The 11,878-nt window shown below is 68.5% G+C and carries 9 protein-coding genes; 4 read left to right on the top strand and 5 right to left on the bottom strand.

Going from position 1 to position 11,878, the window contains the following annotated elements:
• Nucleotides 1-55 precede the first annotated feature (55 nt).
• Complete coding sequence (locus tag I2456_RS02500; RefSeq protein WP_085072532.1) at nucleotides 56-1,144, top strand: lysylphosphatidylglycerol synthase transmembrane domain-containing protein; 1,089 nt, start codon at nucleotides 56-58, stop codon at nucleotides 1,142-1,144.
• A 31-nt stretch (nucleotides 1,145-1,175) separates the two neighbouring features.
• On the opposite strand, the gene I2456_RS02495 is transcribed toward I2456_RS02500, so the two are convergent.
• Nucleotides 1,176-1,772 (bottom strand): hemophore, encoded by a 597-nt coding sequence (locus I2456_RS02495; RefSeq protein ID WP_085072533.1) that lies wholly within the window; start codon nucleotides 1,770-1,772, stop codon nucleotides 1,176-1,178.
• A 291-nt stretch (nucleotides 1,773-2,063) separates the two neighbouring features.
• Between I2456_RS02495 and I2456_RS02490 the strand changes: the two genes are divergently transcribed.
• Nucleotides 2,064-5,072, top strand: a complete 3,009-nt coding sequence (locus I2456_RS02490; protein WP_085072566.1) for an MMPL family transporter — start codon at nucleotides 2,064-2,066, stop codon at nucleotides 5,070-5,072.
• Nucleotides 5,069-5,566 (top strand): hypothetical protein, encoded by a 498-nt coding sequence (locus tag I2456_RS02485; protein WP_068030635.1) that lies wholly within the window; start codon nucleotides 5,069-5,071, stop codon nucleotides 5,564-5,566. The genes I2456_RS02490 and I2456_RS02485 overlap by 4 nt, the downstream gene beginning before the upstream one ends.
• Before the next feature lie 6 nt (nucleotides 5,567-5,572).
• Here I2456_RS02485 and I2456_RS02480 read toward each other — a convergent pair whose 3' ends face one another.
• Both I2456_RS02480 and I2456_RS02475 read right to left on the bottom strand, forming a co-directional pair.
• Entirely contained in the window at nucleotides 5,573-6,262 is a 690-nt protein-coding gene (locus I2456_RS02480; protein WP_068030632.1) for a hypothetical protein, read from the bottom strand.
• Nucleotides 6,259-6,897: a hypothetical protein gene (locus I2456_RS02475; protein WP_085072534.1), complete on the bottom strand. Its 639-nt coding sequence runs from the start codon at nucleotides 6,895-6,897 to the stop codon at nucleotides 6,259-6,261. The genes I2456_RS02480 and I2456_RS02475 overlap by 4 nt, the downstream gene beginning before the upstream one ends.
• 41 nt (nucleotides 6,898-6,938) lie before the next feature.
• Between I2456_RS02475 and I2456_RS02470 the strand changes: the two genes are divergently transcribed.
• Nucleotides 6,939-8,924, top strand: a complete 1,986-nt coding sequence (locus tag I2456_RS02470; RefSeq protein ID WP_085072535.1) for a M13 family metallopeptidase — start codon at nucleotides 6,939-6,941, stop codon at nucleotides 8,922-8,924.
• Here the strand turns inward: I2456_RS02470 and I2456_RS02465 are convergent.
• Both I2456_RS02465 and I2456_RS02460 read right to left on the bottom strand, forming a co-directional pair.
• On the bottom strand, nucleotides 8,921-11,152 hold the full coding sequence (locus I2456_RS02465; RefSeq protein WP_085072536.1) for a molybdopterin-dependent oxidoreductase: 2,232 nt from the start codon (nucleotides 11,150-11,152) through the stop codon (nucleotides 8,921-8,923). The two genes, I2456_RS02470 and I2456_RS02465, sit on opposite strands and share 4 nt — an antisense overlap.
• The gene (locus tag I2456_RS02460; RefSeq protein WP_085072537.1) at nucleotides 11,149-11,739 is read right to left on the bottom strand and encodes a TetR/AcrR family transcriptional regulator; all 591 of its coding nucleotides are present in this window, start codon (nucleotides 11,737-11,739) and stop codon (nucleotides 11,149-11,151) included. The genes I2456_RS02465 and I2456_RS02460 overlap by 4 nt, the downstream gene beginning before the upstream one ends.
• Nucleotides 11,740-11,878: the final 139 nt, after the last annotated feature.

Below are 11,878 nucleotides of genomic sequence, written 5' to 3'. Positions count from 1 at the left end.
ACACGGTCGGCGACGTGCGGTTATTGTGCGCTACCTGCGAGGTTAGGCTAAGCCCGTGTCGCACGGCGCCCTGACCCCCAAACTCGCCGGCCGGCGGGAAGAGGCCCCGCGCGGCAAATACTGGTGGCTGCGCTGGGTGGTGCTGGGCATCGACGCGATCGTGCTGGCCGTCGAGGTCGCGCTGGGCTGGGACCAACTGGCCAAGGCGTGGACGAGCATGTACGCGGCCAACTGGTGGTGGCTGGTGGCGGCCATGGTCGCCGCCGCCGCCTCGATGCACAGTTTCGCCCAGATCCAGCGCACGCTGCTGCGCTCCGCCGGCGTGCACGTCAAGCAACTGCGCTCCGAGGCCGCCTTCTACGCGGCCAATTCACTGAGCACCACGCTGCCCGGCGGGCCGGTGTTGTCGGCGACGTTTTTGCTTCGCCAACAACGCATTTGGGGCGCCTCGACGGTGGTGGCGTCCTGGCAGCTGGTGATGTCCGGAGTGCTGCAGGCGGTCGGGTTGGCGCTGCTCGGGCTGGGCGGCGCGTTCTTTCTGGGCGCCAAGAACAACCCGTTCTCGCTGCTGTTCACGCTGGGCGGGTTCGTCGCGCTGCTGCTGCTGGCCCAGGCGGTGGCCTCGCGACCGGAGCTGCTCGAAGGCATCGGCTGCCGGGTCTTGTCCTGGTTCAACTCCGTGCGCGGCAAGCCGGCCGACACCGGCCTGGAGAAGTGGCGGGAGATCCTCGCCCAGCTCGAGTCGGTCAGCCTGAGCCGGCGCGATCTGGCGGTGGCGTTCAGCTGGTCGCTGTTCAACTGGATCGCCGACGTCGGCTGCCTGGCCTGCGCCGCCTACGCCGCCGGCGACCACGCCTCGTTGGCCGGGCTGACCGTCGCCTACGCGGCCGCGCGCGCCGTGGGCACCATTCCGCTGATGCCGGGCGGTCTGCTGGTCGTGGAGGCCGTCCTGGTGCCCGGCCTGGTGTCCAGCGGCATGGCGTTGCCCAACGCCATCTCGGCAATGCTCATCTACCGGCTGATCAGCTGGCTGTTCATCGCCGCGATCGGCTGGGTGGTGTTCTTCTTCGTCTTCCGCACCGAAAAGTCCACCGCTGCCGACGGCGACGACCCGCCCACCGACCCGGGTATGCGCATCGCCTGAGCACCCAGATCTGTGGCGGCGATAGTCCCGCTTAGTGAACCGCCCCCGGAATCGGGGCGGTAGCCGCGGGGGCTCCCGCTACCGGCGCTGCGGCGCCGGGCATGCTCTGGCCGGGCGGCAGCGTCACGCCGGGCAGCGGGGCGGTGCCCGCCGGCGCGCCACCGGGCAGCGGGCTGGTCGCGCCGGGCGCCAGCGCCGGCAGGTTGGGCAGTCCGCCGCCGTTCTGCGCCGCCTGCACCATGCCCAGCGCCTGAGGCAGCGAGATCGGCAGCTTGCACTGCGTCCCCAGCTTGTTCAACGGGCTGGCCAGTCCCTGCAGGTCACTGGCGACCTTGGGGTTGGCGTCGAGGTAGTTCTTGATCGAGCCCAGGGACTGGGGGCCGGGCTGCTGCTGCAGCGCGTTGGTCATCACCTGGTTGGTCTCTTGGTGTGAATCCAGGTAGTCACCGGCCTGCTTGGCGACCGTGCCGATGGTGCGGGCCACTTCGCTGGCCGCGCACGGGTCCGAGGCGCCGGTGGCGGCCGGGGCCGCGAGGACGGCGGTGCCCGCGCCGGGCAGCGCGGCACCGATCGCGGTGATGGCTGCGGCCAGCAGCCCGCGTCGCATGGTCAGGGTGCGTGGCTTCATGGAAACTCCCTCAATTCCTGGGCCCGCCGCGTTCGGCTGAGTCGAGACGGCCTGGCATCCCCCCGGGCAGCGACAGCCCCGCAACATCCTGCCACCCGTCCCGTCCGGCCCGCCAACTCGTGTGATCTGCGCCGCAAGATCACAAGTTCGCAACGATCCCGCCGCATCTGCACAAAAGCCGTGTCACCGCAGCTCAGGAACCGATAAGCAGGCTAGAGACTCAGCGCCCTGCGGTAGGCTCGCGGGCACGCGTTGCGTGAGAAATACGGGGAGATCGCCATCCAGCAGTTCATGATGCGCCTCAGTCGCAACCTGCGCAGATTCCGCTGGTTCGTCTTCATGGGTTGGCTGCTTGCCCTGGTTCCAGCGGTGTATTTGGCGTTGACGCAGTCGGGCAACCTGACCGGCGGCGGCTTCGAAGTGGCCGGCTCCCAATCCATCTCGGTGCACGACGAGCTGCTCGCGCAATATCCCGACCTGGGCGCCTCCTCGCTGGCGCTGGTGGCCGCTCCCCGCCCCGACGCGACCTTCCAGGACATCAACGACGCCGTCACGCAACTGAAGGCCATCGCCGGCGAGTTGCCCGGGGTGTCGGAGGTGCCCAACCCCACGCAGCGGCCCCCGCAACCCGACCGGCCCTACGTGGTGTCGCTGCGGCTGGACGCCCGCAACGCGGGCACCAGCGACCTGGCCAAGAAGCTGCGGGAGAAGGTCGGCGTCAAGGGTGATCGGTCCGGTCAGACCGCCAACGGCCGGGTGCGGCTCTACGTCATCGGCCAGGGCGCGCTGACCGCCGCCGCGGCGGCCAACACCAAACACGACATCGCCGCCGCCGAGAAGTGGAACCTTCCGATCATCCTGATCGTGTTGCTGGCGGTGTTCGGCTCGCTGGCGGCCGCGGCCATCCCGCTGGCGTTGGGCGTGTGCACCGTCGTGGTCACCATGGGCCTGGTCTATCTGCTGTCGATGCACACCAGCATGTCGGTGTTCGTGACGTCGACGGTGTCCATGTTCGGCATCGCCTTGGCCGTGGACTATTCGCTGTTCATCTTGATGCGGTTCCGCGAGGAGTTGCGCACCGGCCGCCAGCACCAGGAGGCCGTCGACGCCGCGATGGCCACCTCGGGCCTGGCGGTGGTGCTGTCCGGCATGACCGTGATCGCCTCGCTGACCGGCATCTATCTGATCAACACCCCCGCGTTGAAGTCGATGGCCACCGGCGCGATTCTGGCGGTCGCGGTCGCCATGCTGACCTCGGCGACCCTGACCCCGGCCGTGCTGGCGACCTTCGGCCGGTCGGCCGCCAAGAGGTCGCGTTGGCTGCATTGGTCGCGCCGGCCGGAAAGCACCCAATCGCAGTTCTGGATGCGCTGGGTCGGGTGGGTGATGCGGCGCCCCTGGATTTCGGCGCTGGCCGCATCCACCGTGCTGCTGCTCATGGCCGCGCCCGCGACGTCGATGGTGCTGGGCAACAGCCTGCTGCGGCAGTTCGATTCCTCGCACGAGATTCGGGCCGGTGTGTCGGCGGCGGCGCAGGCGCTCGGGCCCGGCGCGCTGGGGCCCATCCAGGTGTTGGTCACCTTCCCCGACGGCAGCGCTTCAGCACCCGAGCACCGGCAGGTCCTGGCCGGCATCCGCCAGCAGATGAGCCAGGGACCCGACGTCGCCTCGGTGTCCCCGCCGAAGTTCGCCGACGACAACAGCAGCGCCCTGCTCAATGCGGTGCTCTCGGTCGATCCCGAGGACATGCGGGCCCGCCAGACGGTCGACTGGATGCGCACCCAGCTACCCGCGGTCGCCGACATTGGTTCGGCGCGCATCGACGTCGGCGGCTCGACCGCGCTGATCAAGGACTTCGACGGCCGAGTGGCGGCCACCCAGCCGCTGGTCCTGCTGTTCGTGGCGACGATCGCGTTCCTGATGCTGTTGGTGTCGGTGCACTCGGTGTTGCTGGCGCTCAAGGGCGTCGTGATGACGCTGCTCTCGGTGGCCGCGGCCTACGGCAGCCTGGTGATGATCTTCCAATGGGGCTGGGCCGACGCCCTGGGCTTCCCGCAGCTGACGTCGATCGACAGCACCGTGCCCCCGCTGGTGCTGGCGATGACGTTCGGGTTGTCGATGGACTATGAGATCTTTCTGCTCACCCGGATCAGAGAACGCTTCCTGCAGACCGGGCACACCCGCGACGCGGTGGCCTACGGAGTGAGCACCAGCGCCCGGACCATCACCAGCGCCGCGCTGATCATGATCGCGGTGTTCTGCGGCTTCGCCTTCGCCGGCATGCCGCTGGTCGCCGAGATCGGGGTGGCCTGCGCGGTCGCGATCGCCGTCGACGCCACCGTCGTGCGGCTGATCATGGTGCCCGCGCTCATGGCGATGTTCTCCAAGTGGAACTGGTGGCTGCCCGGCTGGATGGCGCGGGTCTTGCCGTCGGTCGACTTCGACCGGCCGCTGCCCGAGGTCGATCTGGGCGACGTCGTGGTCATTCCGGAGGACATCACCGCGGCGATTGCGCCCAGCGCGGACCTGCGCATGGTGATCAAGTCGGCCGCCAAGCTCAAAGACCTTGCCCCCGATGCCATCACGGTGACCGACCCGCTGGCCTTCACCGGGTGTGACCGCGGCAATGAGCCCGCCCAGGTCGCGGACGAGGAGACCAACGGACACACCGTCCCGATCGTCGCCGCCTCGGCCGAGGAGAAATCCGCCAACGGTCAGTCGACGGCCCGCAGGGTCGTGGAGCTGGCCTACCGCAGCGGCCTGGCGCGGGCGATGGCGTGGGCCGAGCGGCCCGTGCACCCGGTGACGGTGTGGCGCCGGCGGCTTTCGGTGGCCCTCGACGCGCTGGAAATCAACGCCTCCCAACGCGGCAGGCGCGGAGCGTCGGTGTGCCCGGAGTACGAACGGCGCAGCCCGGTGGAAACCACCAACGTCCAGCTGCCCACCGGCGACCGGTTACAGATCCCGACGGGCGCCGAAACGCTGCGGCTCAAGGGCTACCTGATCATGTGCCGTAACAGCAGCCGCGATTACGCCGAATTTGCTGACATGGTCGAGACAATGGAACCCGAAACCGCAGCGGTGGTGCTGTCCAGCATGGACAGGTATTACTGTTGTCAACCAGCCGGTTCGGTGTCGAGGCGGCATGTGATGGCCACGCAATTGGTTAGCCGGCTGTCGGATCCCCAACCGTCTGACCTGGACGACGAGTGGTCAGAACCGGATGACAAGGCAAGCTGGGAAGAAGTCAGACAGCGCTGCCTGTCGGTGGCCGTGGCGATGTTGGAGGAGGCGAGGTGACGTTGGCTGCTGACCCGCGCCCCGCGCCGCCTCCGCAGCGGCCCGCTGCCCTGCAGCCCGACAAGCCGGTGGAGTTCTGGTCCACCGCCGCCATTCGGTCGGCGCTGGAAAGCGGTGACATCGCCACCTGGAAGCGCATCGCGGCCGCGCTCAAGCGCGACCCGTACGGGCGCACCGCCCGCCAGGTCGAGGAAGTCCTCGAGGTCGCTCGCCCGTTCGGCGTTTCCAAGGCGCTGTGGGAGGTACTCGAGCGGGCCCGCACTCATCTCGAGGACAACGAGCGCGCCGAGGTGGCCCGCCACGTCAAGCTGTTGATGGACCGGTCCGGCCTGCACGAGCACGAATTCGCCTCCCGCATCGGCGTCAGCGCCGAGGACCTGGCCACCTACCTCGACGGCAGCGTGAGCCCGTCGGCGTCGCTGATGATCCGGATGCGCCGGCTCTCCGACCGGTTCGTGCGGGTCCGCAACACCCGCGCGGCCAACGGCAACTAACCGCGTTCAGCGCGAATTGATCGGCGTCACGTCGGCCACCAACCAATCGTGGCCGCGCTTGGTGAGGCTCACCCGTACCGCCGGCGCGGCCTGACTGGGGGGCTGACCGGGAACGGTCTGGGTGACCCGCAGGATCACCGCCACGCTGGCCGCCGACGGCCCGAGCGCCTCCACTCCGGCCGACAGCGTCGCCGCCTGCGCGGTGACCTTGCGCTGGATCAGATCGGCCGTCGACTTCGTGTACTGCGCCTTGAACGCTTCGGCCTGCTCGGGCACCATCATGGCCGCCGCCCGGTCCAGCGAATCCGTCGGTGCGGTGGGTGAGAACGACGCCGTCGCCTCGGCCATGCCGGTGGCCACCTGCACCACGTGCTGGGCGTCTTCCTTGAACTCGTCGTCGGAGCCGGTCCAGTGGGTGTAGCCGGTCAGCACCGCTGCGACGATGGCGGCGGTGCTCAGGATGGCGACGGCCAACCGCAGCCCCGGCGCGTCGTCGTCGGTCCCCACCGTGACCGCATCCCGCCGATACAGCCAGTAGTTGATCGCGACCGCTTGGACGATCAGCAGCACCAGCACCGAGCACGCCGATACCCACCACAGCGGCCAGGCCAGCACGACGCCGATCGCCAGCAGCGCCGCGATCGCGGCCAGCGGCGCCAGCACGTCGAAGGCGGCCACCCGCAACGCGTTCCTCATCGGATCGATTCCAGCCCGGAGATCCGCAGCTTGCCGTCGACGTCGGACACATCCAGGCGCAGGTTCCAGTGCACCGTCGTCGGCTTGGCGCCGGTGTTCTCGGCGACCGACGTGGCGACCAGCATCACCGAGTCGCTGCGGGTGGCGAAGGCGGGCAGCTTGGTGGTCACCACGTTGCGCTGCGTACCCGGCTGGGTGTCCAGGTCGTGGTGCACCCTCTCGACTGCGACCGCTTCGATGCGGCCGCTGCTGCGCGTCTGCAGCTTCTCCACCACCTGCCGGTACGGCTGCACGGCGGCGTCGAAGTCGGTGTTGAGCTGCCCGACGGTGCCGTCGTGCAACCGCTGCAGGCTGGCGTCGACGTTGCCGGCGTTCATATTGATCAGCACGTCGGTCCATTCGGCGGCGGTCTGCATGACCCGGGTCAGGTAGTGACGCTCGTTGATCTCGTCGCGGTGCGCCGACCAGACGAAGTAGCCGAGCACCACCGCCGCCACCGACAACAGTCCCAGGGCAGCCGAGGCGAAGCCGTACGGAGTGAAGATCCGTGCACGCCCGGCGTCCGACTCGTCGTCGGCGTCGGCTTCGACGACGTCCTCGTCCTCGAGTTCCGCGGTCTTGTCCTGGTCAGGCATGGCCCGATCGTCGCACTCCGCAAAGATGGAAGGATGGTTGGGTGACTGTAGAGGCCATCCGCTCGGGCATCGACCTGAGCTACGTCGACGCCGCCGCCCGCCCCCAAGACGACCTGTTCGGTTACGTCAACGGCCGCTGGCTCAACGAGTACGACATCCCCGCCGACCGCGCCACCGACGGCGCCTTCCGCCAGCTCTACGACCGCGCCGAGGAGCAGGTCCGCGACCTGATCATCGAGGCGAGTGAGAAGGGCGCGCCGCCGGGTACCGATGAGCAGCGCGTCGGTGACCTGTACGCCAGCTTCCTCGACGAGGACGCCGTCGAACGCCGCGGCGTGCAACCCCTGCTCGACGAATTGGCGCCGATCGACACCGCGACCGATGCCAGCGCGCTGGCCGCCGTCGTCGGGGCGCTGCAACGCACCGGCGTGGGCGGCGGCGTCGGCATGTACATCGACACCGACTCCAAGGACTCGACGCGGTACCTGGTGCACTTCAGCCAGTCGGGCATCGGCCTGCCCGACGAGTCCTATTTCCGCGACGAGCAGCACGCTGAGCTGCTGGCGGCCTACCCGGGCCACATCGCCCGCATGTTCGCCCTGGTGTTCGGCGGCGACGTGAACTTCTACCAGGACACCGCCGCGCGCGTCGTGGCGCTGGAATCCAAGCTGGCGGCGGCCCACTGGGATGTGGTCAAGCGGCGCGACGCCGACCTGACCTACAACCTGCGCACTTTCGCCGACCTGCCGACCGAAGCGCCCGGCTTCGACTGGACGGGCTGGATCACTGCGCTGGGAAGCAGCCCGGAAGCGGTCGCGGAAGTGGTTGTGCGCCAACCCGATTACCTCAGCGCGTTTGCGGCGCTGTGGGAAAGCGAGGATCTGCAGGAATGGAAGTGGTGGGCGCGGTGGCGGGTGATCCGCGCCCGCGCGCCCTGGTTGACCCAGGCCCTGGTGGCCGAGGACTTCGAGTTCTACGGCCGCCGGATGACCGGCACCGAGCAGATCCGGGACCGGTGGAAGCGGGCAGTGTCGCTGGTGGAGAGCCTGATGGGCGATGCGGTCGGAAAGCTCTACGTGGAACGGCATTTCCCGCCCGACGCCAAGGCTCGCATCGACACGCTGGTGCACAACCTGCAGGAGGCCTACCGGATCAGCATCAGCGACCTGGACTGGATGACCCCCCAGACGCGGGAAAAGGCGCTGACGAAGCTGGGCAAGTTCACCGCCAAGGTGGGCTACCCGGTCAAGTGGCGCGACTACTCGAACTTGGTGATCGACCGTCATGACCTCTACGGCAATTACCAGCGCGGCTACGCCGCCGAATTCGACCGCGAACTGGCCAAGCTCGGCGGCCCGGTCGACCGCGACGAATGGTTCATGACACCGCAGACCGTCAACGCCTATTACAACCCGGGCATGAACGAAATCGTTTTCCCCGCAGCCATTCTGCAGCCGCCGTTCTTCGACGCCGAGGCCGACGACGCCGCCAACTACGGCGGCATCGGTGCGGTGATCGGCCATGAGATCGGGCACGGATTCGACGACCAGGGCGCCAAGTACGACGGCGACGGCAACCTGGTGGACTGGTGGACCGACGACGACCGCGCCGAGTTCGGCGCCCGCACCAAGGCGCTGATCGAGCAGTACGAGGCCTACACGCCGCGCGGGCTGGACAACGGCCACCACGTCAACGGCGCCTTCACCGTCGGGGAGAACATCGGCGACCTGGGCGGCCTGGGTATCGCGCTGCTCGCCTACCAGCTGTCGCTGAACGGCCAGCCCGCCCCGGTCATCGACGGCCTGACCGGCGTGCAGCGGGTGTTCTTCGGCTGGGCGCAGGTGTGGCGGACGAAATCCCGTGTCGCCGAGACGATTCGGCGCCTCGCGGTGGACCCGCACTCGCCGCCGGAGTTCCGGTGCAACGGCGTGGTGCGCAACCTCGACGCGTTCTACGACGCGTTCGAGGTTTCCGAGAACGACGCGCTGTTCCTGGACCCGCGGCACCGGGTGCGGATCTGGAACTAAGCCCGCGCTAGTTCGATGCGCGCCGGGACATGCTTGTGCCACGGCGTGCCGGCATACGGGTCGCGCCACTGGGTGGAGGTCAGCGTGTTGGGCGCGACGCCCGGAATGACGGTGCGGCCTTGGTCGTCGGTGTAATCGAGTCCAAAACCGTTGGGCAGCGCCGCATGTCCGGCCAGCATGGTTTCGGTGACCTCGACGGTGGCCTCCGCGCTGCCGGCCGCGGTGGTGATCCGGGCGCGGCACCCGTCGTGCAGCCCCAGGGCTTGGGCGTCTTCGACGCTGACCCGCAATGCGCCGTCGGCGTCGCGTTTACGCCAGGACGGGTCGCGGAAGATGTCGTTGGCCGTGTAGGCGCGCCGTTCTCCGACCGAGAGCACTATCGGCAGTTCGGGTGTGGTCAGCCGCTGCGGCGTGCGGGACAGCGCGCGGATCTCGTCGAGCATCTGCGGGATTTCCAGCGCGATCTTGTGATCGGCGTGGCTGATCAGGTCGAAGTCGTCGGTGTAGTTGTGCACGGTGAAGGTGACACCGGACGGGCTGTTCACGATGGCGTCGAATAGCGCGTTGCCGTCGGCGTGGCCGGCGCGCCGGACGGCGTCGGGATAGGTCATCGCCGTCTTCTGCGCGAGCCCCCACAGCGCGGCCGCGCCGGCCAGGCCGTTGGGCAGCGTGGGCCCGAGCGTTTCGTAGAGGACATACGGCAGCAGTTTGGCCACCGTCGGGTTGCTGCCGACCGCGGTCAGAAAGGCTTCGGTGTAGGCCTGCCGCCCGCGCTGTGCCGCCTCGCGCAGCGGCCGCAGGTCGTCGTCGTGCACCATGTCCAGCGCCCGGACCAGTCGCGCCCAGATCTCGGGCTCGGGCAGCGTGCCGGGCAGCGGGTCCATCAGCGGGTGCCGCAACTGCATTGCGTTGCGCGGGAATTCGAGGTTGAAGAAGGTGGCTTCGCACTTCTCGAACTGCGAGGACGCCGGCAGCACGTAATGAGCCAGCCGCGCCGTCTCCGTCATCGCGATGTCGATGACCACCAGCAGTTCCAGCGACTCGAACGCTTCCCGGCATGCCGCCGAATTGGCCAGTGAATGAGCGGGATTGGCGCTTTCCACGATCATCGCCCGGAACCGGTCGGGGTGGTCGGTCAGAATCTCTTCGGGCACGACGTTGCCCGGCACCAAGCCGGCGATGATCGGAGCGCCGGTCACCGGGGTGCGGCCGGAGACGGTGCTGAACAGCGGTGCGAACGACGAATGCAGGTGCTGGCCGCCCTTTTTGGCGAAGTTGCCGGTGAGGATCCACAGCAGCTTGTCCAGATACGAGCACACGGTGCTGTTCGGCGCCTGCTGGACGCCCAAGTCTTCGAACACCGAGACGCTGGACGCGGTGCCGATGCGTCGCGCCGCGGCGCGCAGCAGTTCCTCGTCGACACCGCAGCGCGCGGCATAGTCGGCGACGTCGACCTCGCGCAGCAACGCGCGCACGGTGTCGGCGCCGTGCACATGCTCGGCGAGAAACGCTTCGTTGCAGAGGTTTTCCTGCACCAGGACGGCGGCCAGCGCGGCCAGGCACCAGGCGTCGGATCCGGGCCGCACCCGCAAGTGATAGTCGGCCATCTTCGCGGTGTCGGTGATCACGGGGTCGATGACGATCATGGAGCGGGCCGGGTCTTTGGCGATCTCGTTGAGCACCACCCGCGCTCGCGGGAAGCTTTGCGACATCCACGGGTTCTTGCCGACGAACACCGACACCTCGGCGTGTTCGAATTCACCGCGGGTGTGTCCGCCGTACAGTTGCGCGTCGACCCACGCTTCGCCGGTTTTCTCCTGCGCCAACGCATTCGACCGATACCGCGAGCCCAGCGCCTTGAGGAACGCGCCGCTGTAGGCGCCGCCGAGGTGGTTGCCCTGGCCGCCGCCGCCGTAGTAGAAGATCTTCTCCCCGCCGTACACGTCGCGGATGTGCTTGAACCGTTCGGCGATCTCGATAATGGCGGTGTCCCAATCGATTTCCTCGTAAGTCCCGTCGGGGCGCCGACGCAGCGGGGAGGTCAGCCGGCCGCGGCTGTTCTGGTAGTGGTCCAGGCGCAACGCCTTGTTGCAGGTGTAGCCCTGCGACGCCGGGTGCGCTTTGTCGCCCCGGATGCGGGCGAGCTTGCGGTCTTCGACCTGCACGACGATCCCGCAGTTGCATTCGCACAAGATGCAGGCGGAGGGCTGCCAGTCAGTGGTGGTCATTGCGGGGAGTCCTTTCTACCCAGCTCGGTCACGAGGAGGTCGTGCAGTTGCCGGTGCACCAGATCCAGGGGGGCCACGTCGCGGCGGACGCGGGCCAGCAGTAGGGCGCCTTCCAGCGCCGAGGTGGCCAGCACCGCCAGTTCGTGGGCGCGCTGCGCCGCGACGCCGTCGGCGATGAAGCGCTGCGCGATCAGGTCCGACCAGCGGTCGAAGACCGCCGCCGCGCGTTCGATCACCGGGGCCATCTTTTCCCGGTCGGCGGCTTCTCCCGCTTCGACCGACACTGCCGCTATCGGGCAGCCGGCGCGGAAGTCGGTGGTCAGCAGTTGCTCGCGGTACCGCTCGATCAGCGCGTCGAGCAGGGCGACGCCGCCCTCGGATTCGGTGATGATCCGCGCGATGTAGTCACCGGCGTAGTCGACGGCTTCACACAGCAGTTGAGTGCGGCCACCCGGGAAGTAGTGATACGCCGATCCGCGCGGGGCGCCGCTGTGGGCCAGCACGTCCGAGATCGCGGTGGCGTGCGCGCCGCGTTCCCGGATCAGCAGCGCGGCGGACACCACCATCCGTTCGCGCGGGCTTCGCATTCGGACTCCTCGGGTCGCTAACCAGCTTATGTATGATGCTATACATAATCCGGGCGGCAGCGGAAGCCCTTGCCGCATCGAGTGTGAAGCCGCGGTGGTCCCAGGCCGCCGAGTGTGAACATGCGGCGGTATTGGCCGC

This window comes from Mycobacterium kubicae (assembly GCF_015689175.1).
GTDB lineage: Bacteria > Actinomycetota > Actinomycetes > Mycobacteriales > Mycobacteriaceae > Mycobacterium > Mycobacterium kubicae.
This window is presented reverse-complemented; position numbering and strand designations above follow the sequence as displayed.

Bases quoted from the DNA above. Each gene is read 5' to 3' on its own strand.
- I2456_RS02495 (WP_085072533.1), bottom strand. From the start codon at position 1,772: ATGAAGCCACGCACCCTGACCATGCGACGCGGGCTGCTGGCCGCAGCC.
- I2456_RS02490 (WP_085072566.1), top strand. From the start codon at position 2,064: ATGATGCGCCTCAGTCGCAACCTGCGCAGATTCCGCTGGTTCGTCTTC.
- I2456_RS02480 (WP_068030632.1), bottom strand. From the start codon at position 6,262: ATGAGGAACGCGTTGCGGGTGGCCGCCTTCGACGTGCTGGCGCCGCTG.
- I2456_RS02475 (WP_085072534.1), bottom strand. From the start codon at position 6,897: ATGCCTGACCAGGACAAGACCGCGGAACTCGAGGACGAGGACGTCGTC.
- I2456_RS02465 (WP_085072536.1), bottom strand. From the start codon at position 11,152: ATGACCACCACTGACTGGCAGCCCTCCGCCTGCATCTTGTGCGAATGC.
- I2456_RS02460 (WP_085072537.1), bottom strand. From the start codon at position 11,739: ATGCGAAGCCCGCGCGAACGGATGGTGGTGTCCGCCGCGCTGCTGATC.